Origin of the sequence: Micromonospora sp. NPDC057141, from assembly GCF_042670805.1 — a bacterium.
GTDB lineage: Bacteria > Actinomycetota > Actinomycetes > Mycobacteriales > Micromonosporaceae > Micromonospora.
Genome location: NZ_JBHUVA010000003.1, coordinates 113707 through 139656 on the forward strand (window position 1 = coordinate 113707; position 25950 = coordinate 139656).

The following is a 25950-nucleotide window of genomic DNA, read 5'->3' on the forward strand; positions in this document are numbered from 1 at the left end:
GACCGCGCCGAGCGGGCCACCCACCCTGGCCGAGCGGGCCCGCCGGGTCGTCGCCGTGACCGCCGAGCACGTGTCGCGTACCGACCGGGACGCGGAGTTCCCGGTCGAGGCGCTGACCGCGATGCGGGAGACCGGGCTGCTCGGGCTGCTCGTCCCGGTCGGCTACGGCGGGCTCGGCGGCTCGACCACCGACCTGCTGGACGTCACGCTGGACCTGGGCCGGGCCGACATGTCCACCGCCATGATCTTCGCGATGCACTGCCAGCAGGTGGCCGCGATCGTGCACCACGCGGCCGACCCGCTGCGGGCCGAGCTGCTGCCGGCCATCGCCGCCGGGCACGTGTACCTGGCCTCGGTCACCACCGAGGCGGGCAAGGGCGGTCACCTGCTCAGCGCCGACTCGGAGCTGGTCGCGGAGGCCGGCACGCTGGACGTGGACCGGTTCGCGCCGATCGTGACCGGGGGCGGGCACGCGGACGGCTTCCTGATCACCATGCGCAGCCCGGACGCCACCTCCCCGAACCAGGTGTCCCTGGTGTACGCCCGCCGCGACCAGCTGCGCATCGAGGTCTCCGGCGACTGGCAGCCGATGGGCATGCGGGCCAGCCACAGCATCGCGATGCGGCTGGTCGGGCGGGTGCCCGCCGAGCAGGTCGTCGGGGAGCACGGCGACTTCGCCCGGATCGCCACGGAGGTGTTCGGGCCCCTGGCCCACCTGGGCTGGTCGGCGAGCTGGCTCGGTACGGCCGCCGGCGCGCTGGCGCGGGTGTCGACGCTGCTGCGTTCCGCCGAGGGCCGCAAGCGGTTCGACCTCGGCTCGGAGCTGCTGCTGACCCGGTTGTCCCGGGCCCGTCAGCGGCTGGACACGGTGCACGCGCTGCTGCGCCACACCGAGGAGGCGGTGCGTGCCGCCCGGGACGTGTCCGCACCACGGATCCAGCTCCTGCTGAACGCGTTGAAGATCGTCGCGGCGGAGCAGTGCCACGCCGCCGTGGACGACCTCGTCGACGCGGTCGGTCTGCGGCACGGCTACCTGCGGGACTCGCCGACCCGGCTGGAGCTGGCCCTGCGGGACCTGCGGTCGGCGGCGCTCAACTACAGCAACGACCGGTTGCACCTGGCCGACGGACGGTTGGCCCTGCTGGACCCGGAGGTGCGTCTTGTCTGAGCAGGTGATCCTGTCGGTGGTGCCCCCGCCGCGGGAGACGGAGCCCGGTGCGTCGACGTCTCCGACCCCGCTCGACGGGCTGTCCCCGGGCTGCGGTGGCCGCGAGATGTGGGCGGCGCTCGGCGGGCAGGGCCGGATCCGCCAGGTGTACCGCGGCGGTGACCCGGCCGCCGGCGTGGTCCCGGAGCGGCTCGGTGAGCTGCTGGCAGACGTGGACGCCCGGGTCGGCATCGGCACCACGCTCGCGGTCTGCGTCCAGGTCGCGACGGCGGTGCCGCTGCTCACCCTGGGCGGCGAGCCGGCCGCCCGGGCACTCGACGCCGCGCTCGCCGGCCGGTCGGTGACGGCGCTCGCGGCCACCGACGAGGGTTCCGGCTCCGACCTGACGAATCTGGGCACCGAGGTCCGCATCGGCGGGGACGGGCTGGAGCTGAACGGCACCAAGCGGTGGATCACCAACGCCACCCAGGCCGACCAGCTCCTGGTGCTGGCCCGGCACCGGCCCGGCCGGCACTTCACGAACTTCACCTGGGTGCTGGTGCCGGCCTCGACGCCCGGGGTCAGCGTGGAGGCGGCGGACACCGAGCTGTTCGACGGCTCGGGGACCGGGCATCTGCGGTTCGACCGGGTACGCCTGCCGCGTGAGCACCTCGTCGGGCGGCCCGGTCGCGGGCTGGCCGCCTTCGCCGCGCACATCGCGGTCGAGCGGCTCGCCGGTGCGCTGTGGGGGGTCGCGCTGTGCCGCCGGGTGCTCGCCGACACGCAGCGGCGGCTGGCCGCCCGCCAGGGTGCCGACGGTCCGCTGTGGCAGTTGGGCGTCGTGCGGCAGCGGTACGCGACGTGCGTGACCCTGGTGCGGCAGCTGCACGCGCTGACCCGGGAACTCGCGCCACGGGTGGCGCAGCGGCACGACACCACGGCCGCGGCGCTGCTCAAGAGCGCGGTCGGGCTCACCCTCGACCGGGTCCTCGGTGAGTGCGCGCAGTTGCAGGGGGCGGGCGGATTCGCCCGGGACGGGGCGCAGCAGCTCCGGGCGCAGGCCGCGCTGTTCGGCATCGGCGGCGGCACCACCGAGGTGGTGCTCGCCGCGGTGGCCGACTCGACCGAGGCGATCCTCGCCGAGCTGGGGCCATGAGGGCGCACGAGGTGGCCCCCGGCGTCTGGGTCACCGCCCGCCGCGACACCGGGGCGACCTGGCCCCACCCCGACGACAGCGCCGCCGCCGGCATGGCGGGCTGGCGGGCCCGGGAGTTCCTCGCCGGGCGGGCCCTGCTGCGCACCCTGCTCGCCGAGGTGCTGCCGGACGCGGCCCGGGCCCGCGTCGTGCCCGGCCACAACGGCAAGCCGTACCTGCCGCAGTGGCCCCTGGTCGGGATCAGCGTGGCGCACGACGGCGGTGCCGTCGCCGCCGCCGTCGCCCGTGACCGGCCGGTTGGCGTCGACGTCCAGCTTCCGCCGGACCGGCTCGCAGACGCGGTGATCCGGCGGTGTCTGCGCGGGTACGCCGGGCAGCTCACCGCGCTGCCGCCCGACGACCGGGCCCGCGAGTTCGCCTGGGTCTGGACGGCCCAGGAGGCGTGCGTCAAGGCTGCGGGGACCGGCCTGTCCGGCAGCCCGTGGGCCATCGACGTCCCGCCCCGGCGCACCGGTGGCACCTGGCACGACTACCGCTGGATCAGCCTCCGCGACCTGTCCGACACCCCGTTGAGCTGCGCATGGAAGGAGACGCCGTGACCGCCCCGACGCTGGCCACCGCGGTCAGGCTCAGTTGCTACACCACCAACCTGGTGGCGTACCTGGAATTCGACCGCCCCGACGCGGCCCGGGACCTGGCCCGGTCGGTGCGGCTGTCCGTCCGGGTCGACACCCCCGACGGCGTCCTGGCCTTCACCCACCACGCCCGCGTCGACACCGGCCCGGACGGCTGGCAGCTCGGCTACCGGGGTGCCCCGGACTGGGACCGGACCCGGGCGGCGCTGCGCCGGGAGCTGGACGACCACCGGCGGGTGCTGGCCGTCGGCAACACCCGCCACCTGCCCTGGTCACCGGGGTACGGCGGGGCCGGCGTGCCGCACTGGCTGCTGCTGACCGGTCACCGGGACGGCCGGTGGTCGGTGGTCGACCAGTTCGCCGCCCTGCTGCCCAGCGGCGAGCAGCACCCGTACACCGGCTGGCTGGACGACGACGAACTGCGCTCGGCGCTCACCCCGACCGGCGCGGTGCCGGCCCAGATCGCGCTCCGGGACGTGCACGCGCTGGGCGAGCCGGTGCCGTTGCCGCCGGCCGGGCACCACCGCTGGCTGGTGCGGCAGCCGCAGATCCGCGCGGCGGCCGACCGCGAGGGCTGGCTGTCCGGGCCGGAGGAGGTGCTCCGGTTCCTCGCCGGTCGGCTCGCCACCGACGGCGCGGCGTTGGACCGGCACGCCGACGACCTGTGGGCGGCCGGCCGTCACCAGCAGCACCGCCTGGCCGAGCTGGCCGCCACCGGGCGGCTGCCCGCTGCGGTGGCCGACGCGGCCATCCGGAGCTGGAACGAGCTGCCCCGGTCGCTGCGGTTCGCCGCCGCGTCCGCGCAGCGGGGACGGCCCCGGCCCGGGGTCGTGACGAAGGCCTTCGACGACGTGATCGACACGATGGACCGCGCACGACGGGAGGAACGGTCGTGAGAAGCGAGAAGAACACCATGTACGACTGGTTCGCCGCCTCGGTGGACCGGTACGCCGACCGGCAGCCGGCGCTGGAGGTGGCCGGCGAGACGTTAGGGTACGCCGAACTCGACGACGTCGCCGGCCGGGTGGCCGCCGAACTGGTCGCGCACAACGGCGGCGTACCCGGGCGGGTCGGCCTGCTGTCGGCCCGCAACCTGCTCGCCTACGCGGGGTACCTGGCCGTGCAGCGCCTCGGCGCCACCGTGGTGCCCCTCAATCCCGCCTTCCCGGTGGGCCGGCACGCGGCGGTCGCCCGGGAGGGCGGGCTCGACCTGGTCCTCGCCGACACGGCGGTGCTGGAGCCGGACTCGCTGCCGGTGCCGACGCTGCGCATCGACGGCGCCGTGTCCGGGCTGCGCGCCGGTGCGGTGCCGGGACTGCCGCCGTCGTCGGCCGGCCCGGACAGCCTCGCCTACATCCTGTTCACGTCCGGCTCGACCGGGCAGCCCAAGGGCGTACCGATCATGCACCGCAACGTCACCGCGTACCTCGACCACGTCGTCCCGCGCTACCGGCTCGGGCCGGACGCCCGCGTCTCGCAGACGTTCGACCTCACCTTCGACCCGTCGGTGTACGACCTCTTCGCCGCCTGGGGATCCGGGGCGACGCTGGTCGTGCCGAGCCAGCAGGACCTGCTCTCGCCGGTGCGGTTCGTCAACCGGACCCGGATCACCCACTGGAACTCGGTGCCGTCGGTGGTGTCCATCGCGACCCGCCTGCGTGCGCTGGTGCCGGGCAGCATGCCGACCCTGCGGTGGAGCCTGTTCTGCGGCGAGGCGTTCACCCTCACCCAGGCGTCGGCCTGGCACGCCGCCGCGCCGAACAGCGTGCTGGAGAACATCTACGGCCCGACGGAGAACACCGTCACCTGGACCGAGTTCCGGTTGCCGCAGCGGGAGGAGCAGTGGCCGAGGCCGGCCAACGGCACGGTGCCGATCGGCACCCCGTACCCGGGGCAGGAACACCTGGTCCTGGACGAGGACGGGTTCCCGACCGACGACGGCGAGCTGTGCGTGCGCGGCCCGCAGCGGTTCCCCGGCTATCTCGACCCGGCGAACAACACCGGCCGGTTCGTGGCGTACGACGGCCGGCGGGCCACCGTCTACGACGGTTCCGTCCCGTTGACCGCCGCGCACTGGTACCGCACGGGGGACCGGGTGGGCGTCCTCGACGGGGAACTGGTGCACCTCGGGCGGCTCGACCACCAGATCAAGATCCGGGGGTACCGGGTGGAGCTGGGCGAGATCGAGTGCGCGTTGCGCGAGCAGCCCGGCGTACGCGAGGCGGTCGTGCTGGCGCGACCGGGCCGCGACGGCGAGATCCTGCTGGAGGCGGTCTACACGGGTTCGCCGGGGCAGCCGGAGCACCTGCTCGGCGCGCTGCGTACGCGGCTGCCCCGCTACATGGTGCCGCGGACCATCCGGGTCCTGGACGAGTTCCCGCTCAACCCCAACGGCAAGGTCGACCGGTCGGCGCTGGCCAATGTGGTCTCCGCTCCGGTCGGCGGATGAGGAGCGGGAGAGATGAACGAGTTGTCGACAGGCGTGCTCGACGGCGTGGACGTGTCCGCGTTCCGCCGGACCATGTCGCGGTTTCCCACCTTCGTCACGGTGATCACCGCGGCGACCCCGGACGGACCGGTCGGCTGCACCGCGACGGCCGTGCTGTCGCTGTCCCTGGAGCCGCCGACGATGGTGGTGTCCCTGCGCACGGCCGGCCACACCCTCGCCGACATCCTGCGGGCCGGGATGTTCGGCGTGAACGCGCTGGCCTGGCAGCAGCGGGAGCTGATCCGCCGGTTCGCCACCGGCCGCCCGGACCGGCGCTTCGACGGGGTGCCGTACACGGTGTGGGACGACGTGCCGGTGCTCGACGGCGCCTCGGCCACGGTGGTCTGCCGGCTGCGGGAGACCGTGTCGTTGCTCGACCACACGCTGCTGGTGGGCACGGTCGCGCGGACCGGAACCGGCGCCACCGACCCGCTGGTCCTGCTCGACGGCGAGTCGCAGGTCGCGGTCGCCTCGGCCGCGTGGTCCGAGGGAGGAGCCCGATGAGCACCATGGTTCGCGGTGCCGACGCACCGCTGTCACCGTCGGCGCCGCCGCGGCCCGCCGGCCCTCGGCACGGCCCGGACGAGAAACTGCACGAGTTCCTGCTGGCGGCGGCCCGCACGACGCCGGACGCGCCGGCGGTGGTCGAGTGCACCGGCGACGGCGACCCGCGGGTCGTGTCGTACCGGGAACTCGAACGGCTGGTGCGCGACTACGCCGGGACGCTGGACCGGCTCGGGCTCGACATCGGCGACCGGGTGATCCTGGAGTCGGACACGTCGGCGTGCGCCATCGCGGCGTTCGTCGCCTGCTCGTCGCTGGGGCTGACCTTCGTGCCGGTCAGTCCCGAGGCGCCGGACCAGCGGCTGGGGTTGATCATCGACACCACCCGGGCGGCGCTGTTCCTCCAGGCGTCGCACGGGCGGCGGGAGGCCGTTGCGGCGTCGGTCGGCACCGCCCGGTTCGGCCCGTCCGGGCTGGTGGTCGAGCGGGCGCCGCAGGCGCGGCACCGCCACCGGCGGGAACTGACCGACACCGACACCGCCTACATGATCTTCACCTCGGGTACGACGGGCCGGCCCAAGGGGGTGGTGATGAGTCACCGCGCGGTGGTGTCGTTCTACCGGGGCATGCTGCGGCACGGCATCGTGGACAGCTCGGACCGGGTCGCCACCACGTCCCCGCTCCAGTTCGACTTCTCGCTGCTCGACATCGGGCTGGCGCTCGGCAGCGGCGCCGCGGTCGTGCCCGTGCCGCGTGCGTCGCTGCGCTGGCCGAGCCGGTTCCTGCGGGTGCTGCGCGACACCGGGGCGACCCAGGTCGACGGGGTGCCGTCGATCTGGCGGCAGGCCCTGCGGCACCTGCCGGAGCGGCTGGCCGAACTGGACCGGGTGCGCGGAGTGCTGTTCTGCGGGGAGGACTTCCCGCTGCCGGAGCTGCGACAGCTGCAACGGCTGCTGCCGTCGGCCCGGATCGTCAACTGCTATGGCGCCACCGAGTCGATGGCGTGCTCGTTCACCGACGTGCCGAACCCGCTCCCGGAGGGGCTGGCCAGGCTCTCCATCGGGTTCGCGCATCCCGGTGCCGAGATGATGATCGTCGACTCCGACGGCGATCCGATCGAGGCCCCGGACGTCGTCGGCGAGATCCACCTGCGCAGCCCCGCGCTGTTCACCGGATACTGGGACGACCCGGAGGCCAGCGCGCGTGCGCTGGTGCCCGACCCGGTCGACCCGCGGTCGGGGCAGCGGGTGTTCCGCAGCGGTGACCTCGCCTACCGTGGCCCCGGCGGCGAGCTGTACTTCTGTGGCCGGGCGGACTCCCAGGTGCAGATCCGCGGCAACCGGGTGGAGCTGGGCGAGGTGGAGCACCGACTGCTGGAGTTCCCCGGCGTGACGGCCGCGGCGGCGCTGGTGGTGCGGCGGCCGGACGCGGACCCGGAACTGCGGGCGTTCGTGGTGTCGGCGACGGCCACCGGTGGGCAGGCGGCGTCGGTGGTGGAGGCCGAGTTGGGCCAGTTCTGCCAGGCGACGTTGCCGGGCTACATGGTGCCCGGCCGGATCGGTCTGGTGGACGAGATGCCGGTGACCCCGAACGGCAAGATCGATCGGGTCGCGTTGGCGGCCAGGTCGGGGCCGTAGTCACCGCGATTCGGCAGTGCTTCCGGCGGACCCCGGTCGCCGTCGCGCATCCGGGGTCCGCGCCACCGAAGATGTTGGACAATGCACAATGGGACGGATCGCGTGAGATGAAGGGATGCGTCACGAATGGCGGGCGGTGACGCTTCGGCCGCCCGGCGACCGGGCGCCGGCGTGGTGGCGATCGGCATCGACCACGTGCGACTGAGCTACCACTATCTCGACTGTGCCGACCTCGATGGCTACGCCTCGCTGTTCGACGACGACGCCATCCTCTACCGACCCCACGGTGGGCACATCCGGGGTGGCCGGGAGGTCGGGGAGTTCCGGTCACGCCAGCTACGCGCCTGGGGGGCCAGGCACGCGCTGGTCGACGTCCTCGCGGTCGAGTCGCAGGTCGTCGCGATCGGCCGGCTGGTCCGCGACCGGCCCGGCGCGGACGCGGGCGACATCGAGCTGGCCGACGTCTTCACGATCTCACCGGAGGGTCTGCTCCTGACGCAGAAGACGTACTTCTTCGTGGACCTGGACGGCTGGGAGCTGCCCGGCTGGCACGGGTGAGGGTGGTTGTCCGGACGACGGTCGGGCGGAGCTCGGCGGTAACCGGCATTCATCGACCAACGGTAATCCGAAGGTGACGGCTAGCATGGACGGTGCGCGGTGCGTCGCCGTGCGTCGCCGCGTAACTGCCCAGTTCGGCGGCCCACGGGGGCGCGGGGGAGGTGACTGATGGCGTGAACGTGGCAGGGGGCATGCCGGAGGGCGCGCCAACCTATCGGATCCTCGGCGCGATCGAGGTGGTCAACGGACCCCAGCGGGAGTTCCGGGCACCGCGGGGGCGCCAGCAGATCGTGCTCGGGGCGTTGCTGCTGGAGGCGAACCGGGTCGTCAGCATCGAGCACCTGATCGACGCGATCTGGGACGACGATCCGCCCCCGACCGCCCGCACCCAGGTGCAGATCTGCGTCTCGGCTCTGCGTACCAGCCTGACCAAGATCGGCTGCGGCGAGGTCATCGTCACCCGGGTGCCCGGCTACCTGCTGCTGGCGAGCGACGAGCAGGTCGACTTCCGGGTGTTCCACCGACTGGTCGACGAGTCCGCGAACCTCGACCGGGCCGGTCGGCTGGCCGAGGCGGCGCAGGTCGCCCAACGCGCGGCCGACCTGTGGCGGGGGCCGGCGTTGAGCGGCACCACCAGCCGGATCCTCCAGGCGAAGGCGGCCCAGCTCGACGAACAGCGACTCAGCCTCCGCGAAACCCACCTCGACCTGCGGCTGCGGCTCGGTGAGCACCACGATCTCATCGGCACGCTGCGGGCCCTGGTCGACGAGCACCCGCTGCGGGAACGGCTGCGGGCGTGGCTCATGCTCGCCCTCTACCGGGCCGGGCGGCAGGCGGAGGCGCTCGAGACCTACCGCGTCGGCCGGGAACTGCTGATCGACCAGCTCGGTCTGGAACCGAGCGACGAGCTGCGGGAGCTGGAGGGCGCGATCCTCGGCCAGGACCCGGCCCTGCGCCTCGACCAGTCGAAGGCGGTGCCCGCCCGCCCGGCCGAGACCGAGATCGTCACGCCGTGCCAGCTTCCCGCGGACATCACCGACTTCACCGGCCGGTCGGCCCTGATCGCCGAGATCGAGGCACCGCTGCTGGACCCGGCCGGCAGACGGGGGTCGCGGGTGGTCGTGCTCGTCGGCAAGCCCGGCTCGGGCAAGAGCGCGCTCGCCGTGCACCTGGCCCACCGCCTCCGCCGGCACTTCCCGGACGGTCAGCTCTACTGCGACCTCGGTGGCACCCGCGCCTACCCGGCCAGCCCCGAGGATGTGGCCGGCCAGTTCCTCCGCGCCCTCGGCATCCCCGGGTCCGCCATCCCCGACACGCTCGACGAGCGGGCCGAGCTGTTCCGGCGGCTGGTCGCCGGCCGGCGTCTCCTGGTCGTGCTCGACGATGCCGCGTCCGAGCGACAGGTCCAGCCGCTGCTGCCCGGCGGTGCCAGCGCGGTGGTGGTGACCAGCCGGGCCCGGTTCGCCGGGCTGGCCGGGACGCGTCCGCTCGACGTGGACGTCTTCGAGCCCGACGAGGCGATCGGCATGCTCGGCGCGGCAATCGGCGAGAGGCGCCTCGCCGGCGAACGCGTCGCCGCCGACGCGCTGATCCGCATGGTCGGTCGGCTGCCGCTGGCCCTGCGCATCGTCGCCGCCCGGCTCGCCGCCCGTCCACACTGGTCGCTGGCCTGGATGCTGGAGCGGCTGTCCGACGAACGCCGTCGACTCGACGAACTCGCCCACGGCGAGTTGGTGGTCCGCGCCAGCCTGGCGTTGACCTACGACGGGCTGGACCCGCAGGCCCGTCAGCTGTTGCGCTGGCTCAGCCTGCTCGACGGGCTGAGCTTTCCGCCCTGGGTCGCCGCCGCCCTGCTCGACACCGACGTGTTCCCTGCGGCCGACCTGCTGGAGCTGCTGGTCGACGCCCAGATGCTCGAGGTGGCGGCGATCGACCTCACCGGCAACCCCCGGTTCAAGCTGCACGACCTCATCCGCCTGTTCGCCCGCGAGCACCTGGAACAACAGGAGGAGTTGGTGGAGCGGCGGGCCGCGGTCAGCCGGGTCGTCGGCGGCTGGCTGGGCATGGCCGACGAAGCGCACCGCCGTATCTACGGCGGCGACTTCACCATCCTGCATGGCAGGGCGCCGCGCTGGGACCTCTCGCAGCTCCACGTCGACCGCGCGCTCGCCGACCCGCTCGTCTGGCTCGAATCCGAGCACAACAACCTCTGCGCGGCGGTGACGCTGGCCGCCGAAGCCGGTCTGGACGAGGCGTGCTGGGATCTCGCGACCACCCTGGTCTCGCTGTTCGAGGCGCGCGGCTACTTCGACGACTGGGAGCGGACCCACCTGCGGGCGCTCGACGTCGTACGCGAAGCCGGCAACCGGCGGGGTGTCGCCGTACTCATGTGTTCGCTCGGCTCGCTCCACCTCACCCGGGGCCAGCCGGCCGCCGCCGAGCAGCGGCTGCGTCCGGCGTTGGACGCGTTCGTCGCACTCGGCGACGCGCACGGGAGCGCGCTGGCGCTGCGCAACCTGGCCCTGCTCGCCCAGCGGCGTGGCGACGCCGACGAGGCGGTGCGGCTCTACCGGTCGGCGCTGGAGGGCTTCGGGCAGGCCGGCGACCCGGTAGGCCAGGCGCACGTGCTCGTGCACATGGCCCGGATCGACCTGGACCGCGACCAGCCGGAGGCGGCGGGCCGGCACCTCGAGGAGGCGGAGGCCGCCTGCCGGGACGTCGGCGGCCAGCGGGTCCGGATGCAGATCCGCTACATGCAGAGCGAGCTGATGGTGCGTCGGCACCGATTCCAGGAGGCGGCGGAGGTGCTGAGCGGGTTGCTGGAGGCGGTACGGCTGGAGCGGGACATCGTCGGGCAGTCCCGGATCCTGCATCAGCTCGGGCTGGTCCGGATCCGGCTCGGCGAGCCCGACGCGGCACACCTGCTGCTGTGTGAGGCGCTGGCCCTGCGCGAGCAGTGCCTCGACCCCGTCGGCGCCGAGGAGACCCGCGCGGTGCTGGCCACGCTGCCGGCACCGGCCGACGGACAGCCGCCCGCGCGGGGCGCCGCCCGGGGCCCGCTGCACTTCGCCGAGCTGGACTGACCGCGCGGCTGGCCATCCGCCGATATGGACTGACCGTCCGCCGGGATCGGGGCCGTCAGCACGGGCTGGTCGCCTGCTCACGAACCACCTGCACGGCGGCCGAGACGAGCGAGTCCAACGCCGGGTTCGCGCCGCCGTCCCGTCGCCAGACCACCTGGGTGAACGCCTCGAACGTCGGGGTCCAGTCGATCCGGCGGAGCCGGCCGTCGACCAGTTCGCGGGCCACCGTCACCTCCGGCACCAGGGCCATGCCCATGCCGAGGGTCACGCTCTGCTTGACCGCGTCGATCGAGTCCAGCTCGAACACGCGACGCCGGTCGTCGTGCCCGGACAGGCCGATGCTGTCCTCGAACTGCCGGTGATAGCGGGCGCCGCCGTCGGCCCGGATCAGCGCGGCGCTGCACAGGTCCTCGTTGGTGACCTGGTGCCGGTTGACCAGCAGATGATCACGGTTGGCCACCAGCACCAGCGGCTCGGCGCACAGCACCCGCGTCTCCAGGCCCTCGTGCCGCGTCATCGGGTCGACGATGAACGCGCAGTCGAGGCGACCGTCCCGAACCTCGCTGAGCGTGTCGCCGGCGGGGGAGGAGCGGGTGGAGATCAGCACCTTGGGGTAGCGCCGGTAGAGGTACTCGATCAGCGGGAGGAGCCGGTAGCAGGTGAGGCTCTCCACCGTGCCGACGTCGACCCGGCCGTGCGGCTGCCCGCCGGAGGCGACGGCCCGCCGGGCCCGCCCGGTCAGCGCGACGATCTCCCGCGCGTAGGGCAGCAGTTCGACGCCGGCCGCGGTCGGCCTGATGCCGCCGGGCAGCCGCTCGAGGAGGGTGGTGCCCAGGCCCTGCTCCAGGGTCTTGATCCGGGTGGTCACCGTCGGCTGGGACAACCTCAGCCTGGCTGCCGCCCGCGTGAAGCTGCCGATGTCCACCACGGTGATGAAGGCGTCGAGCTGGGGTGTGTCCACGGCGCAACCTCCCGAGCGGTCCCGATGTTCCTCCTCCAAGGATCTGGAGTCCGTTATCGCGCGGCTATCACGGCACCAGCCCGGTGCCGATAGCGGAGCCGATAGGGGCGGCCCGGCGCGCGATAGCTGCCCGATGCCACCGGTTCCTAACGTGGTGGCATCGATACCGGCACGACGGGCCGGGCCACTTTCGACAGCAGAGGCGGCAAGTGATGCGAACCATCAAGTTCACCTTCGTGGCCATCGTCAGCGGCGTCACCTTCGCCTTCGGTCTGATCTCCACCACGGGCCTGCAGGCGGTGACCTCGGGGAACGTCACCACGGTCGACACCCACGCGGTCGCCGTCCCGGGCCCCGAGGGCGACACCCCGTGGCCGCTTCCCTCGGCCAGCCCGGTCCCGGGCGGCCTGGCCGGCGCGTGACCGACACCATGGCCCGCCTTCCCGGGCTGCTGGAGCCGGACCGTGGAAACCATTCGCGTCCGCTCGCCCCGCCCGGTACGGTCTCGGGCGTGCTCCCGCTGCGGGGAGCCCAGGGGCGTCCCGCAGCCGCTCGGCAGTTCCGCCACGCAGAGTAGGTCTCGTCAATGGCATGTCGGATCAGTGAACTCGTGCTCAGTTGCCGCGACCCCGAGTTGCTGGCGCGGTTCTGGTGCGAGGTCCTGGACTTCGTGGTGCTCGACCGCGAAGGGGACGGCAGCATCGAGATCGGCCCGCGCGAAGGGTTCGGCGGCCCGCAGCCGACGATCATCCTCAGCCCCACCGACGAGCCGGAGCAGGCGAAGCCCCGGCTGCACATCGACGTCAACGCCACCGACCGCGAGCAGGACGCCGAGCTCGAACGCCTGCTGAAGCTCGGGGCGCGCCGGGCCGACATCGGCCAGAGCGGCGAGGAGCCCTGGCACGTCCTCGCCGATCCCGAGGGCAACGAGTTCTGCCTGCTCAAGGCCCGCCTCAAGCCGCTCTGACGGCGCCGCGCCCCGCTGCGTTCTCGCTGCGCCGTGCAGCCGAACGAGCGGGCGGGGCGCGCCTCGCCCGGGCAGCGCCCAAGGCCGCCCGGTGCGAAGGCGCGCCCCGCACCGGTCAGGTGGTCGTGCAGGTGAGGTTCGTCGGCGGGTTGTTGGTGCCGTTCGTCGTGGCGATGAAGCCGAACGTGGTGGAGGCACCCGCGGCCAGCGCCCCGTTGTAGTCGACGTTGCGCACCGTCACGTTGGCTCCGCTCTGGGTGTGCGAGCCGCTCCAGATCTGGTTGATGACCTGTCCGTTGGGGAATGTCCAGGAGACGGTCCAGCCGCGGATCGCGGTCGCGCCGGCGGTGACGGTGACCTCGCCCTGGAAGCCGCCCGACCAGGACCCTGTCACCGCGTACGTCGCCCGCGCCCCGGACGACGGGGGCGAGCTCGTCGGGGGCGGGGTGGGCGTCGGTGACCCGGTGGGCGTGGTGGTGGGAGTGGGGGTGGGGGTCAGGGTCGGCGACGGCGTCACGCCGGGCCGCGCCGCGCGGTAGGTGTGGCCGGCCCGGACGCTGAGTTGGACGACGTCCGTCTCCGGACGGGTGGCGGCCGGCGTGCTGCCGTCGGTGACGTCGACGAGGGTGAAGCTGCCGGTGAGGAGCCGGGCGCGCAGCCGCAACGTGCTGTCGCGGTCGGCCTGGATGCTGATCTCGTCGATCTGGCTGTTGGTCCAGGCCACGCCGACGGTGTATCCGCCTCGGCCGCGCAGGCCCGCGACCTGCCCGGTGGGCCACGCCGTCGGCAGCGCGGGCAGCACGTGCAGTTCGCCGGTATGGCTGTGCAGCAGCATCTCGGCGATGCCGGAGGTGGCCCCGAAGTTGCCGTCGATCTGGAACGGCGGGTGCAGGTCGAACATGTTCGGCGCGAGCCGGTCGGTGCGCACCAGGTCCTTGAGGAGCTTGTGGGCGCGGGCGGCGTCCTCCAGCCGGGCCCAGAAGTTGATCTTCCAGGCGAGGGACCAGCCGGTGCCGTCGTCGCCGCGCAGCTCCAGGGTCTTGCGGGCGGCCTCGTGCAGGGCCGGGGTGCCGCGCTTGGTGATCTGGTTGCCGGGGTGCAGGCCGTACAGGTGGGAGACGTGCCGGTGGGTTCGCTCGGTCTCGACCCAGTCGGCGAGCCACTCCTGCACGTTGCCGCGCGAGCCGACGCGGCTCGGGGGCAGCCGGTCCTTGGCGGTGCGCACCTGGGACCGGAAGGTGGTGTCGACGCCGAGCGTCTCGCTGGCCCTGGCCGCGGCGTCGAACAGGTCGCGCAGGATCTGGTTGTCCATCGTGGGGCCCGCGCAGACGCTGACGTTCGCGTGGTGGGCGAGTTCCGGCGAGTTCGAGGGGTTCGTGACCAGGTAGCCGAGCGTCGGATGGGCGACCAGGGTGTCGAGGAAGAACTGCGCGGCACCCTTCAGGGCCGGGTAGTTGGTCTGGAGGAGCCCGAGGTCGCCGGTGAACAGGTAGTGCTCCCAGACGAGCGTGGCCAGCCAGGCGCCGCCGGTCTGCCACATGCCCCAGAATGCCCCGTCGACGACCGACGCGCCCCGCCACGCGTCCGTGTTGTGGTGGGTGACCCAGCCGCCGGCGCCGTACTGGGCCTGGGCGACGCGCGCGCCGGTCACCGCCAGGTCCTTGATCATCTCGAAGACCGGCAGGAAGCACTCGGACAGGTTCGTCGTGTCGGCGGGCCAGTAGTTCATCGGCAGGTTGGCGTTGATCGTGTACTTCGAGTCCCACGACGGTGCCAGGGAGTCGTTCCAGATCCCCTGGAGGTTCGCCGGCTGGGTGCCCGGCCGCGAGGAGGAGATCAGCAGGTAGCGCCCGAACTGGAAAAGCAGCGCGGAGAACTGCGGATCGTCGGTGCTTCCGTGCTGCGCGATCCGCACGTCGGTCGGCTGGTCGGCCGCGGCCGTGCGCCCCAGGTCGATCGTCACCCGGTTGAACAGCGCCTGGTAGTCGGCGACGTGGCGGCTGCGCAGCTGGTCGATGGCCATGCCCTTGGCGGCGTTCAGCCGGGTGCGCGCGATGCCCTGGTAGTCGCCGTTGACGGTGCGGTAGTTGACGTAGCTGGACCCGATCGAGATCAGCAGGGTCACGCTCGTCGCCCCGGAGACCCGCAGGGAGCCCCCGGAGCTGCTGACCGTGCCGCCCGTCGCGACGGCGTGGGCCAGGCCGAGGAAGCGCACCGACCCGTTGATGCCCTCCATGTTGCCGGAGATGCCGTCGACGGCGATGGTGGTGGCGTCCGGGCTCGACATGGTCGTCCGTTGCGGACTGTCGAAGGTGGCGGTGAACGTGATCGAGTTGGCGCGGTCGGCGGTCAGCCGCAGCACGATCACCTGGTCGGGGGCGCTGGCGAACACCTCACGCTGATAGCGGACACCGCCCAGCACGTACGTCGTGGTGACGGTGGCGGTGGTGAGGTCGAGGGTGCGGTTGTACTGCGACACGCCGCTGGCCGAGCCGAAGGCGAGCCGCAGGTTGCCCACGGTCTGGTAGGCGAGCTGACCACCCGGCGTCCCCATCATCGTCTGGTTGATCAGGTCCTGCGCCGAGGACCACTGGTCGGCGAAGACGCGTCGGCGGATCTCGGCCAGGTTGGCCGCGCCCCGGGTGTTGGCGGAGTCGTACGGGCCGCCGGCCCAGACGGTGTCCTCGTTGAGCTGCAACCGCTCGGTGTCGACGTTGCCGAAGACCATGGCGCCGAGGCGCCCGTTGCCGATGGGCAGCGCGCGCAGCCAGTCGGTGCCGGCCCCCTCGTCGTACCACAGGGCCATGTCGCCCGCGGCCAGCACCTGCGGCGGCGCCGCCGAGTCGGCGCGGGCGACGGCGTTCCACGCGGCCGGCACCAGCGCGGCCCCGGCCCCCACCGCCCCGGCCTTGAGCACGTTCCTTCGTGTCACTTCAGACATGATCTCTCCAGTTCACGCGGATCAGAGGCTGACGCAGGTGAGGGACGGCGTCGTCGGCGGGCCGCCGGCCATGACACCGAAAGCCGGGTACGCGCCGACGGGTCACTGCCGTGCCGGGCCGGCCCGGCACGGCACGGTGATCAGGTCAGCGTGAGGATCGACGCTGTTAGCGTTAACAGGATGCCGCCCGGCAGCCGGACGCCGCCACGTGCCGATTGTCTGCCGGCGCCCGAGCTCCCGACGGCGCGCCAGCTTTGCCCATATGGACTGTCGTGGATGCAAGCGCCCGCCGTCAAGATATGACGATCAGGTTTCGCGAGAGTTGTCCCGGCGTCCCCGGGTTGAGTCCGGTGGCGGTTTCTCGTAGCATCCAGTTTCCGAAATGTTATCGCGAACATTTTCGAAGGTGGTGTTCGTGTCCGCACGCTCGTCCGCCGACCCGCACTACCGCAACCCGGTCGTCCCCGGCTTCTATCCCGACCCGAGCGTCTGCCGCGTCGGCGAGGACTACTACCTGGTCTGCTCCAGCTTCGAGTACTTCCCGGGCGTCCCCATCCTGCACAGCCGGGACCTGGTCAACTGGCGACAGATCGGCAACGTCCTCGACCGCCCGAGCCAGCTCGAACTCCCCCCGGACACCGCGGCCTCCCAGGGCATCTACGCCCCGACCATCCGGCACCACGACGGCCGGTTCTGGGTGGTCACCACCAACGTCAGCCTGGGCCGACACCTCATCGTCACCGCGCAGGACCCCACCGGCCCGTGGTCCGACCCGGTCCACCTCGACCTGCCCCACGTCGACCCGTCGCTGGCCTGGGACGACGAGGGAAACTGCTGGCTGACCACCTCGGGGGTGAAGTCCTACCGGATCGACCCGGAAACCGGCCAGGTGCTGGAGGGGCCGATTCCCCTGTGGTCGGGCACCGGCGGCCAGTACCCCGAGGCCCCGCACCTCTACCGGATCGACGGCTGGTGGTACCTGCTGCTCTCCGAGGGTGGCACGCACACCGGCCACGCCGTCTCCGTCGCCCGGTCGCGCAGCCCCCGGGGGCCCTTCGAACCCGCACCGACCAACCCGATCCTCACCCACCGGGGCAGCAACCTCCCGGTGCAGGCCACCGGGCACGCCGACCTGGTCCAGGCCGTCGACGGCAGCTGGTGGATGATCCTGCTCGGCATCCGGGCCAAGGGCCAGTGGCCGCCCTATCACGTCCTCGGCCGCGAGAGCTTCCTTGTGCCCGTGCGCTGGGTCGACGGGTGGCCCGTCGTCGACCCCGTCCGGGAGATCACCGCCGCGCCGGCCGGCAGCGCCCCGGCGCTCGCGGCCCCGGCCGACCCGGGCGCGTACCGCGACGACTTCGACGCGGCCGTCCTCGCCCCCGGCTGGATCTCGCCGCGCTCCCGGCCCGGCGCCGCCTGGTCGCTGACCGCGCGGCGCGGCTGGCTCACCCTGAACGCCACGGGGACGACGTTGGACCGCGCCGGCGCGACGATCGTGGCCACCCGGCAGCGGCACCACGACTGCCGCGCCGGCGCGCGCGTAGACCCGGGCGGCGGCACCGCCGGGCTCACCCTCCGCATCGACGAGGCGCACAACTACGACCTGGAGGTCCGGGACGACACCGTGCGGGTCGTCGGCCGGGTCGGCCCGTTCCGGCAGGTCTTCGCCACGCTCGCCGTACCCCGTGGGCCGCTCGTCCTGACGATCGCCACCCGCACCCGCGACCTCCACCCGCCGACCGTGACCTGCGCCGCCGACCTGGCGGCCGAGGCCGCACCCTTCGGCGTACGCGCCGCCGCCTGCGACATGGTCGCCTTCGAGGTGGAGACCCCCGAAGGCCCCCGCGTGCTGGCCGAGCTCGATGGGCGCTACCTGTCCACCGAGGTCGCGGCCGGCTTCACCGGCCGGGTCATCGGCATCTACGTCACCGAGGGCAGCGCCCAGTTCGACTGGTTCGACTACCGCCCGGCGGACTGAGCGCGGCCGGCGGACCGATCGCGGCTGGCCTGCGCGCGTGACCGCCGCCCGGAGCCTCCCCGGTCTCCGGACGGCGGTGGCCGCTCAGCAGATGATCCGCAGCGGCTGCTCCAGGATCCCGACGAACGCCCGCATCCACTGCGCGGCGAGCGCACCGTCGATCGCCCGGTGGTCGACCGAGAGGGTCACCCGCAGCACGGTGGCGACGGCGAGGTCACCGGCGTCGGTGACGACCGGCTCCCGGCGGGCCGCGCCGACGGCGAGGATCGTCGCCTGGGGCGGGTTGAGGATGGCGCTGAACTCCTCGGTGCCGTACATGCCGAGGTTGGTGACGGTGGCGCTGCCGCCCTCCAGCTCGTGCTGGCGCAGCGCGCCGCGCGTGGCGCGGTCGGCGAAGTCGCGGATGGCGGCGGCCACCCCGGACACGCTCATCCGGTCGACCCCCCGCAGTACCGGGGTGACCAGGCCGCCCACGGTGGCGACGGCGATGCCGAGGTCGACCCCGGGGAACACCCGCATCCCGTCGTCGGTCCACCCGACGTTGACCTGCGGCACCGCCAGATGCGCCTGGGCGACCGCCTTGACGACCAGGTCGTTGACCGAGATCTTCACCGGGGCGGCGGCGTTGAGTTCGGTGCGGAGCGCGAGCAGCGCGTCGACCCGGGCGCTGCCGCGCAGGTAGAAGTGCGGCACGGTGGACTTGCTCTCGGCCAGCCGCCGCGCGATGGCCCGACGAAGCCGGGAGTGCGGCACCAGGGCGTCGTCCCCGCCGGGCGTTCCCGGTGCGCCCAGCGGGCCGGGCGCAGCCGGCGCGGACACCGGCCCGGGAGACCGGTCGGCCGGCGCGGACACCGGCGCGGCCCCGGCGGGCGGGCGATCGACCGGTGGGGCGGGGGAGGCGGCGGTCGGTGCGGTCGCCGGAACCGCAGCGCGGGCGGCGGCGATCGCCGCCGCCACGTCGGCCCGGACCACCCGCCCCTGCGGGCCGCTGCCGCGCAGGGTGTCGAAGGGGATGCCTGCCTCGCGGGCCATCTTGCGGGCCAGCGGGCTGGCGAACATCCGGCCGGCTCCCCCGGTGCCGGTCGTGGGGCCCCCGGCGGGCACGGGCACCGCCGTGGTGCCGGCCGGTCCCGGTGCGGCGGTCGCCGTTGGGGCGGGTGCGGGTTCCGGTGCCGGTTCGACCGTGGGCGCGGTGCCGAGGCCGAGGCGGGCGAGGGCGGCGCCGACGTCGCCCACCACCTCGCCGGGGGCCGCGATCAAAGCGATCGGGTCGCCGACCCCGACGTTGGCACCCTCGGGCACCAGGAGGCGGACGACCGCGCCCGGCGCGGGCGCCTCGACGTCGACCACCGCCTTGGCGGTCTCGATGGTGGCGATCACGTCGCCGGCGGCGAACTCGTCGCCCTCGGCGACCGGCCACCCGGCCAGGACGGCCTCCTCGGTGTTGGCCGCGATCTCGGGCATGCGCAGCAGGTCAGCCATTGGTGCCACCGTCCGTGAGCGTGGTGAGGCCGCGTACGACGTCGGCGACGTCGGCGATGGCGGCGCGCTCCAGCACCTTGCTGATGCTGGGGGAGGCGACGCCGCCGGTGACGCGTTCGATCGGCGCGTCGAGCCAGTCGAAGTAGCGGCGCTGGATCTCGTCGGCCAGCCAGCCGCCGTACGAGGTGCCCAGTGCCCCCTGCTCGGCGATGAGCACCCGGTTGGTCCTGCGGACGCTCGCGCCGATCGTGTCCCAGTCGATGCTGGCCCGGTCGAGCCAGCGCAGGTCGATCACCTCGGCGTCGATGCCGGTGCGGTCGACCGCCGTGAGCACCCGGTCGGTCATCGCCAGGTAGGTGAGCACGGTGGCGGCCGAGCCGGTACGCCGTACCGCGGCCCGCCCGACCGGCAGGCAGTAGTCCCAGTCCTGGGTCGGCCCCTCGCCGGTGCCGGTGTAGAGGTCGACGTGCTCCAGCACCACGACCGGGTCGGCGCAGCGCAGCGCGGCGTTCATCAGGCCCACGTAGTCGAAGGGGGTGGAGGGGGCGACGATGCGCCAGCCGGGGGCGGTGGCGAAGACGCCCGCCGGGTCCATCGAGTGCTGGGAGCCGTAGCCCGTGCCCATGGCGACCTTGGCGCGCAGCACGAACGGCACCGCGTCGTCGCCGCCGAACATGTGCCGGGCCTTGCCGATCTGGTTGAAGATCTGGTCGGCGGCGACCCACATGAAGTCGGCGTACATGAACTCCACGACGGGCCGGAACCGGCCGTCGAGCGCCAGCCCGCCGCCCAGGCCAGCGAAGGCGTTCTCGCTGATCGGGGTGCCGAGCACCCGGTCCGGGTAGCGGTCGGCGAGCCCCCGGGTGGCGCCGTTGGTGCCCCCGGCGAGGCGGTGCACGTCCTCGCCGAGGACCACGACGCGCTCGTCGGCGGCCATCCGGCGGTCCATCACCCCGGCGACGGCGTCGATGAACTTCATCGGCGCGGTGACGCCGTACCCGTCGCGGTCGACGGTGCGGGCGTCGGCGAACTCCGACAGGTCGCCGCGCACGCCGACGTCGACGAACGCCGGGTCGGGCCACTCGGCGGGGCGGATGCGCCGCTCCTGCGGCTTGCCGCCGGGGGTCGGTTCGAGCAGCAGGTCGCCGGTGTCGGTGAGGAGCTGCTTGGCCCGCGCCACGGTGGCCCGCTGCTGCTCGGGGGAGAGGATGCCCCGCCGGGCCAGGTGCCCTTCGAGCTGGTCGATCGGGTCCCGGGCCCGCCAGGCGTCCTCCTCCTGGCGGGTGCGGTAGCGGAACGCGCTGCCCGGGAAGGGGCCGTTCTGGTGGTAGTAGCGGTAGACGTCGGCCTCCACCAGGGTCGGGCCCGCCCCGGCCCGCATGTGCTCGACCGCCTCCCGCATCGCCAGGTGGACGGCGAGCACGTTCATGCCGTCCACCCGGTAGCTGCGGATGCCGAAGCCGGGGCCCCGGGCGGACAGGCGCGGCTCGGCGGTCGACTCCTCGACGGTGGTGGACACCGCGTAGTGGTTGTTCTCGACGAAGAAGCAGACGGGCAGCCGCCAGGCGGCGGCCAGGTTGAACGTCTCCAGGGTCGAGCCGATGTTGATCGCGCCGTCGCCGAAGTAGGTCACCGCCACGGAGTCGGTGCCGGCCCGGCGGTGCGCCCACGCGCTGCCGGCGGCGAGCGGGACGCCGCCGCCGACGATGGCGTTCGTGCCGATGGCCCCGGCCTGCTTCCACTGCAGGTGCATCGAGCCGCCCCGGCCGTGGCTCCAGCCCCGGTCCAGGCCGCAGATCTCGGCGAGGGTACGCAGCACGACGTCGCGCACCTCGGGCGAGTGGTCGGCGCTCGGGTCGATGCCCTTCGCCTCGACGTGGGCGAGGGCCTTGGCCAGGAACTGGTGGTGGCCCCGGTGCGAGCCGTTGACGGTGTCCCCGGCGTGCAGCGCGAGCACCGAGCCGACCGCCCCGCCCTCCTGGCCGATGCTGGAGTGGGCGGGGCCGTGCACCAGCCCCTCGGCGGCGAGCTGGAGCACGTACTGCTCGAAGGCCCGGATCAGGACCAGCTGGCCGTACATGGACGTCAGGAGTTCCGGTGCGGCGGCGTCCCAGTCGGCGTCGGTGACGGTGAACTCGACCCACGGCTGGTCCGGCGCGAGCGGGCGGCGCTCAGGCATGTGACTGCACCCCTTCACGGGCTCAAGCGGCGGCGTTCTCTGGCCGCGCTGCCGAAGTCTCACACCAAATGGATCCATTCTCAAACCCTGACCCTGCTGTTTTCCGAGCAAGACGGGTATCATGAAGGGAAAATGGATCCACTTGGAGGTGCGGATGGCGGCATTGCCGGGGCTGCGCGGCGTCGATCACATCGGTTTCACCGTGCCCGACCTGGAGGAGGCCCGACGGTTCCTGGTGGAGGTGCTCGGCTGCGAATACCTCTACTCGATCGGGCCGTTCCGGCACGACGACGACTGGATGGCCGAGCACCTGGCCGTCCACCCCCGCGCGGTCATGCGCCGGCTCGACTTCTACCGCTGCGGCGGGCAGGCCATCTTCGAGGTCTTCCGGTACGAGGCGCCGGACCAGCAGCCCAGCCCCCCGCGCAACAGCGACGTCGGCGGCCACCACGTGGCCCTCTACGTCGACGACCTCGACGCCGCCGTGGCGCACCTGCGCGCGCACGGGGTGACCGTGCTCGGCACGCCGACTGCCAGCTCGGGGCCGAGCCGGGGGCAGCGGTGGGTGTACTTTCTGGCCCCATGGGGAATGCAGTTCGAGCTGGTGTCCTATCCCGACGGGAAGGCGTTCGACCGGGCCGGGGCGGCGGCACGGGACGGGCATGGTGACTGACGACGCCACCGACGGCGCGGCGAGCGTACGGGTGGCCGCCTACCTGCGGCAGGCCATCCTCGACGGCGAGCTGCCCCCCGGGCACCGGATCCGCCAGCACGAGATCGCCGAGCGGCTCGGCGCCAGCCGGCTGCCCGTCCGGGAGGCGCTGCGCATGCTCGCCGCCGAGGGCCTCACCGAGCTGGAGCCGAACAAGGGCGCCCGAGTCCCCCGGCTCGGCCCGCACGAGCTCGACGTCGTCTACCGGATGCGGGAACGGCTCGAACCGCTGGCGCTCGCCGAGAGCCTGCCCCGGCTGGACGACGCGGACGTCGCCGAACTCGCCGACCTGCAGGACGCCATCGAGCGGCACACCGACGTCACCGAGTTCCTGCGCCTGGACCGGCAGTTCCACCTGCTCACCTACTCGCGCTGCGACACCGAGCCGCTCGCCGGCGTCGTGGTGCGGCTGTGGAACTCCACCCAGTACTACCGGCGGACGTACATGACGCTCAGCGGCGAGTCCCGCCGCTGGGTCGTCAACGCCGAACACCAGCTGCTGCTCGACGCCGTGCGCCGCCGCGACCCGGTGGACGCCGGACGGGTCCTGGAGGGCCACATCCGGCGTACCCGGGTCGAGCTGTCCCGGCACCCGGCGATATTCACCGGCCGATCCACACCGCCTTGAGGTTGCAGAATTCGCGGATGCCCACGGCGGCCAACTCCCGGCCGTACCCGCTGGTCTTGACGCCGCCGAAGGGCAGCTCCGGATAGGACGTGGTCATGCCGTTGACGGTGACCGCCCCCGACTCCAGCTCGGCGACGCACCGGGCCCGCTCGGCCTCGTCGGTGGTCCAGACGACCGCGCCGAGGCCGAAGGCGGTGGAGTTGGCCAGGTCGAGCGCGGCGTCCAGGTCGGCGACCCGGTAGACGGTGGCCACGGGGCCGAAGGTCTCCTCCAGGTGCAGCCGCATCGACGGGTCGACGTCGGCGAGCACCGTCGGCGGGTAGAACCAGCCCGCGCCGGCCGGCCGCGCGCCGCCGGTCAGCACCGTCGCGCCCCGGGCCACCGCGTCGGCGACCAGCTCCTCCAGCTCGGCCCGGCCCTGCTCGGTGGCGATCGGCCCCACGTCGGTGCCGGGCTCGGCCGGGTCGCCGACCCGCAGCGCCGCCATCCCGGCGGCGAACGCGGCGACGAACTCGTCGTAGACGTCGGTGTGCACGATGAACCGCTTCGCGGCGATGCAGGACTGCCCGTTGTTCTGGCAGCGGGCCCGTACCGCCGTGGCCGCGGCCCGCGCCACGTCGGCGCTCGGCAGCACCAGGAACGGGTCGGAGCCGCCCAGCTCCAGCACGGTCTTCTTCAACGCGTCCCCGGCGATGCGGGCGACCGAGCGGCCGGCCGCTTCGCTGCCGGTCAGGGTGGCCGCCGCGACCCGGTCGTCGCGCAGCACCCCCTCGACCTGCGCCGCGCCGATGAGCAGGGTGGCGAAGGCCCCGCGCGGGAAGCCCGCCCGGGTGAACAGCTCACCGAGGTACAGGGCGGTCTGCGGCACGTTCGACGCGTGCTTGAGCAGGCCGGCGTTGCCGGCCATCAGGGCCGGCGCGGCGAAGCGCAGCACCTGCCAGACGGGGAAGTTCCACGGCATGACCGCCAGCACCACGCCCAGCGGCTGGTACACCGAGTAGGCCGTGGCGGCCCCGACGGCGGCGGCGTCCGCCGGCTCCGGGGCCAGCATCGCCTCGGCGTGCCCGGCGTAGAACCGGCAGCCGTACGCGGCCTTGCGCACCTCCGCCTCGGCCGAGGCGAGGGTCTTGCCCATCTCCCGGGTCATCGTCGCCGCCAGCGTCGGGGCGTCGGCCTCCAGCAGGTCGGCGGCGGTGCGCAGCCAGCCGGCCCGCTCGGCGAAGGTGGTGCGGCGCAGGGCGTTCGCCGCCCGCTGCGCGTCGGCCAGGGCCCGCTCCACGTCGGCGGCGGACATCGGCGCGTACGTCCGCTCGACGACCCCGGTGGTCGGGTTCACCGTCGCGATGGCCATCAGGCGTCTCCCGCCGGGCGGTTGTTGACGTGCGACTGGGCGTGGCGCTGGGTCGGCAGCGGGCCGCCGGTCGTGTAGTACCGCTGCCCGGCGACCAGCAGCTCCTCGGCCGGGAACTTGGTGATGACCTCGGCCCCGTCGGCGGTGACGACCAGCTCCTCCTCGATCCGCGCCGCGCCCACCCCGTCGGCCGACGGCCAGTACGTCTCCAGCGCGAACACCATCCCCTCCTGGAGCACCTCCGGGTGCTCCAGCGACACCAGCCGGCTGAAGATGGGCTTCTCCCAGATCGACAGGCCCACGCCATGGCCGTACTGGAGGGCGAACGCGGCCTCCTCGTCGGCGAAGCCGAACTCCTGCGCGGTCGGCCAGACGCTGACGATGTCGGCGGTGGTGGCACCCGGCTTCACCAGCTCGATCGCCCGGTCCATGTACTCGCGGCACCGCTTGTACGCGTCGACCTGCGCCCGCGACGCGCTGCCCACGGCGAAGGTGCGGTAGTAGCAGGTGCGGTAGCCCATGAAGCTGTGCAGGATGTCGAAGAAGGCCGGGTCGCCGGGGCGCAGCAGCCGGTCGCTGAACACGTGCGGGTGCGGCGAGCAGCGTTCGCCGGAGATCGCGTTGACCCCCTCGACGTGCTCGGAGCCGAGGTCGTAGAGGCGCTTGGCGACCAGGCCGACGGTCTCGTTCTCCCGCACCCCGGGGCGCAGGAAGCCGTACAGGTCGTCGTAGGCGGCGTCCACCATCGACGCGGCGGTGGTCAGCAGGGTGATCTCGTCGGGCGTCTTGATCCGGCGGGCCTCCAGGAACACCTGCTGGCCGTCGACCACCTCGATGCCCTTGGCGCGCAGCGCCTGGAGGATGGGCATCTCCAGCACGTCCACCCCGACCGGGGAGGTGTGCAGGCCGTACCGTTCCAGCTCCTCGTAGATCTTCTGGGCGACGGCCTCGGCGACGCCCGAGTCGGGGTGGAAGGCCCCGCGCAGCACCGAGATGCCGGCCCGCGCGCCGCTGGTGCCCCGGGCGCCCTCGGCGACGTCGTCGCCGGTGCGGTAGTCCAGCCACGGCGCGTAGAGCTGGTGGTGGCGGGCCGCCGAGCCGAAGTCCCACAGCACCGGCTCGCCCCCACGGGGCAGCAGCGCGAACCGGATCAGCTTGTCCATCGCCCAGGTGCCGATGTGCGTCGCCGTCATGTACCGGATGTTGTGGAAGTCGAAGGTGAGCAGGGCGCCGACCTCCGACCCCTGGAGCTGGTGCTTCAGGCGGGCCAGCCGCTCCCGGCGCAGCCGGTCCACGTCGACGCGGCTCTCCCAGTCGACGACGTTCATGCCGAACGTGGCAGTCCCCATGGTTGGTGTTCTCGCTTCCTGATCAGGTACCGGCCGGTGCCGGCGGCTGGGTGGTGGTCCCGGGACGAAACGGCGCAGGTTCAGCCCCGTGCCGGGCCCGACGCCTCGGCCAGGACGTCGTCGATGCGGGAGACGTGGTACACGGTCCTGCCTTTCTCTGGCGGGCGTCGGTGGTCCCCGGCGGCGGTGTCGGC

The 25950-nt window shown here is 73.3% G+C and carries 20 protein-coding genes; 14 read left to right on the plus strand and 6 right to left on the minus strand.

Annotation, left to right across the window (positions count from 1 at the left end; translation table 11 throughout):
- Nucleotides 1-25: 25 nt before the first annotated feature.
- The 9 genes from ACFT41_RS03945 (at nucleotide 26) to ACFT41_RS03985 (ending at nucleotide 11208) form a co-directional block, all read left to right on the plus strand.
- Entirely contained in the window at nucleotides 26-1168 is a 1143-nt protein-coding gene (locus ACFT41_RS03945) for an acyl-CoA dehydrogenase family protein (RefSeq protein ID WP_377588176.1), read from the plus strand.
- A complete protein-coding gene (locus ACFT41_RS03950) occupies nucleotides 1161-2303 on the plus strand; it encodes an acyl-CoA dehydrogenase family protein (protein ID WP_377588162.1) in 1143 nt (380 codons plus the stop codon). The genes ACFT41_RS03945 and ACFT41_RS03950 overlap by 8 nt, the downstream gene beginning before the upstream one ends.
- A complete protein-coding gene (locus tag ACFT41_RS03955) occupies nucleotides 2300-2902 on the plus strand; it encodes a 4'-phosphopantetheinyl transferase family protein (protein ID WP_377588161.1) in 603 nt (200 codons plus the stop codon). The genes ACFT41_RS03950 and ACFT41_RS03955 overlap by 4 nt, the downstream gene beginning before the upstream one ends.
- A complete protein-coding gene (locus ACFT41_RS03960; protein ID WP_377588160.1) occupies nucleotides 2899-3834 on the plus strand; it encodes a hypothetical protein in 936 nt (311 codons plus the stop codon). Before ACFT41_RS03955 ends, ACFT41_RS03960 begins: the two co-directional genes overlap by 4 nt.
- A gap of 17 nt (nucleotides 3835-3851) precedes the next feature.
- Nucleotides 3852-5387 (plus strand): amino acid adenylation domain-containing protein, encoded by a 1536-nt coding sequence (locus ACFT41_RS03965; protein WP_377588175.1) that lies wholly within the window; start codon nucleotides 3852-3854, stop codon nucleotides 5385-5387.
- 12 nt (nucleotides 5388-5399) lie between these two features.
- Complete coding sequence (locus ACFT41_RS03970) at nucleotides 5400-5930, plus strand: flavin reductase family protein (RefSeq protein WP_377588159.1); 531 nt, start codon at nucleotides 5400-5402, stop codon at nucleotides 5928-5930.
- Nucleotides 5927-7567 carry an AMP-binding protein gene (locus ACFT41_RS03975; RefSeq protein WP_377588158.1) on the plus strand — a complete coding sequence of 547 codons (1641 nt, stop codon included), beginning with the start codon at nucleotides 5927-5929 and terminating at the stop codon, nucleotides 7565-7567. The genes ACFT41_RS03970 and ACFT41_RS03975 overlap by 4 nt, the downstream gene beginning before the upstream one ends.
- 126 nt (nucleotides 7568-7693) lie before the next feature.
- Nucleotides 7694-8125: a nuclear transport factor 2 family protein gene (locus ACFT41_RS03980; protein ID WP_377588157.1), complete on the plus strand. Its 432-nt coding sequence runs from the start codon at nucleotides 7694-7696 to the stop codon at nucleotides 8123-8125.
- 173 nt (nucleotides 8126-8298) lie between these two features.
- Nucleotides 8299-11208 carry a BTAD domain-containing putative transcriptional regulator gene (locus tag ACFT41_RS03985; RefSeq protein WP_377588156.1) on the plus strand — a complete coding sequence of 970 codons (2910 nt, stop codon included), beginning with the start codon at nucleotides 8299-8301 and terminating at the stop codon, nucleotides 11206-11208.
- A gap of 55 nt (nucleotides 11209-11263) precedes the next feature.
- Here ACFT41_RS03985 and ACFT41_RS03990 read toward each other — a convergent pair whose 3' ends face one another.
- Nucleotides 11264-12169, minus strand: a complete 906-nt coding sequence (locus tag ACFT41_RS03990) for a LysR family transcriptional regulator (protein ID WP_377588155.1) — start codon at nucleotides 12167-12169, stop codon at nucleotides 11264-11266.
- Nucleotides 12170-12381: 212 nt separating this feature from the next.
- Here ACFT41_RS03990 and ACFT41_RS03995 point away from each other — a divergent pair, with 212 nt between their 5' ends.
- Together ACFT41_RS03995 and ACFT41_RS04000 are read left to right on the plus strand one after the other, a co-directional pair.
- A complete protein-coding gene (locus ACFT41_RS03995) occupies nucleotides 12382-12591 on the plus strand; it encodes a hypothetical protein (RefSeq protein ID WP_377588154.1) in 210 nt (69 codons plus the stop codon).
- Nucleotides 12592-12755: 164 nt separating this feature from the next.
- A complete protein-coding gene (locus tag ACFT41_RS04000; RefSeq protein WP_377588153.1) occupies nucleotides 12756-13136 on the plus strand; it encodes a VOC family protein in 381 nt (126 codons plus the stop codon).
- A gap of 115 nt (nucleotides 13137-13251) precedes the next feature.
- On the opposite strand, the gene ACFT41_RS04005 is transcribed toward ACFT41_RS04000, so the two are convergent.
- On the minus strand, nucleotides 13252-16077 hold the full coding sequence (locus tag ACFT41_RS04005; protein WP_377581338.1) for a glycoside hydrolase N-terminal domain-containing protein: 2826 nt from the start codon (nucleotides 16075-16077) through the stop codon (nucleotides 13252-13254).
- A 415-nt stretch (nucleotides 16078-16492) separates the two neighbouring features.
- Here ACFT41_RS04005 and ACFT41_RS04010 point away from each other — a divergent pair, with 415 nt between their 5' ends.
- Entirely contained in the window at nucleotides 16493-18055 is a 1563-nt protein-coding gene (locus tag ACFT41_RS04010; RefSeq protein WP_377581335.1) for a glycoside hydrolase family 43 protein, read from the plus strand.
- An 84-nt stretch (nucleotides 18056-18139) separates the two neighbouring features.
- Here the strand turns inward: ACFT41_RS04010 and ACFT41_RS04015 are convergent, their stop codons facing one another.
- A complete protein-coding gene (locus ACFT41_RS04015) occupies nucleotides 18140-19537 on the minus strand; it encodes a dihydrolipoamide acetyltransferase family protein (protein WP_377581333.1) in 1398 nt (465 codons plus the stop codon).
- Complete coding sequence (locus ACFT41_RS04020; RefSeq protein WP_377581331.1) at nucleotides 19530-21716, minus strand: thiamine pyrophosphate-dependent enzyme; 2187 nt, start codon at nucleotides 21714-21716, stop codon at nucleotides 19530-19532. The genes ACFT41_RS04015 and ACFT41_RS04020 overlap by 8 nt, the downstream gene beginning before the upstream one ends.
- A gap of 154 nt (nucleotides 21717-21870) precedes the next feature.
- Here ACFT41_RS04020 and ACFT41_RS04025 point away from each other — a divergent pair, with 154 nt between their 5' ends.
- Both ACFT41_RS04025 and ACFT41_RS04030 read left to right on the plus strand, forming a co-directional pair.
- On the plus strand, nucleotides 21871-22389 hold the full coding sequence (locus ACFT41_RS04025) for a VOC family protein (RefSeq protein WP_377581328.1): 519 nt from the start codon (nucleotides 21871-21873) through the stop codon (nucleotides 22387-22389).
- Complete coding sequence (locus tag ACFT41_RS04030) at nucleotides 22379-23056, plus strand: GntR family transcriptional regulator (RefSeq protein WP_377581325.1); 678 nt, start codon at nucleotides 22379-22381, stop codon at nucleotides 23054-23056. The genes ACFT41_RS04025 and ACFT41_RS04030 overlap by 11 nt, the downstream gene beginning before the upstream one ends.
- Here ACFT41_RS04030 and ACFT41_RS04035 read toward each other — a convergent pair.
- Together ACFT41_RS04035 and ACFT41_RS04040 are read right to left on the minus strand one after the other, a co-directional pair.
- Nucleotides 23031-24407, minus strand: a complete 1377-nt coding sequence (locus ACFT41_RS04035) for an NADP-dependent succinic semialdehyde dehydrogenase (protein WP_377581322.1) — start codon at nucleotides 24405-24407, stop codon at nucleotides 23031-23033. The genes ACFT41_RS04030 and ACFT41_RS04035 overlap by 26 nt on opposite strands.
- Nucleotides 24407-25756, minus strand: coding sequence for a M24 family metallopeptidase (locus ACFT41_RS04040; RefSeq protein ID WP_377581319.1), 1350 nt, complete (start codon nucleotides 25754-25756; stop codon nucleotides 24407-24409). The genes ACFT41_RS04035 and ACFT41_RS04040 overlap by 1 nt, the downstream gene beginning before the upstream one ends.
- Between the last annotated feature and the right edge of the window lie 194 nt (nucleotides 25757-25950).

Bases quoted from the DNA above. Each gene is read 5' to 3' on its own strand.
- ACFT41_RS04020 (WP_377581331.1), bottom strand. From the start codon at position 21,716: ATGCCTGAGCGCCGCCCGCTCGCGCCGGACCAGCCGTGGGTCGAGTTC.
- ACFT41_RS03970 (WP_377588159.1), top strand. From the start codon at position 5,400: ATGAACGAGTTGTCGACAGGCGTGCTCGACGGCGTGGACGTGTCCGCG.
- ACFT41_RS04000 (WP_377588153.1), top strand. From the start codon at position 12,756: ATGGCATGTCGGATCAGTGAACTCGTGCTCAGTTGCCGCGACCCCGAG.
- ACFT41_RS03995 (WP_377588154.1), top strand. From the start codon at position 12,382: ATGCGAACCATCAAGTTCACCTTCGTGGCCATCGTCAGCGGCGTCACC.
- ACFT41_RS03955 (WP_377588161.1), top strand. From the start codon at position 2,300: ATGAGGGCGCACGAGGTGGCCCCCGGCGTCTGGGTCACCGCCCGCCGC.
- ACFT41_RS04025 (WP_377581328.1), top strand. From the start codon at position 21,871: ATGGCGGCATTGCCGGGGCTGCGCGGCGTCGATCACATCGGTTTCACC.
- ACFT41_RS03975 (WP_377588158.1), top strand. From the start codon at position 5,927: ATGAGCACCATGGTTCGCGGTGCCGACGCACCGCTGTCACCGTCGGCG.
- ACFT41_RS04040 (WP_377581319.1), bottom strand. From the start codon at position 25,756: ATGGGGACTGCCACGTTCGGCATGAACGTCGTCGACTGGGAGAGCCGC.
- ACFT41_RS03980 (WP_377588157.1), top strand. From the start codon at position 7,694: ATGGCGGGCGGTGACGCTTCGGCCGCCCGGCGACCGGGCGCCGGCGTG.
- ACFT41_RS03965 (WP_377588175.1), top strand. From the start codon at position 3,852: ATGTACGACTGGTTCGCCGCCTCGGTGGACCGGTACGCCGACCGGCAG.
- ACFT41_RS04005 (WP_377581338.1), bottom strand. From the start codon at position 16,077: ATGTCTGAAGTGACACGAAGGAACGTGCTCAAGGCCGGGGCGGTGGGG.
- ACFT41_RS04015 (WP_377581333.1), bottom strand. From the start codon at position 19,537: ATGGCTGACCTGCTGCGCATGCCCGAGATCGCGGCCAACACCGAGGAG.
- ACFT41_RS04030 (WP_377581325.1), top strand. From the start codon at position 22,379: ATGGTGACTGACGACGCCACCGACGGCGCGGCGAGCGTACGGGTGGCC.
- ACFT41_RS04035 (WP_377581322.1), bottom strand. From the start codon at position 24,407: ATGGCCATCGCGACGGTGAACCCGACCACCGGGGTCGTCGAGCGGACG.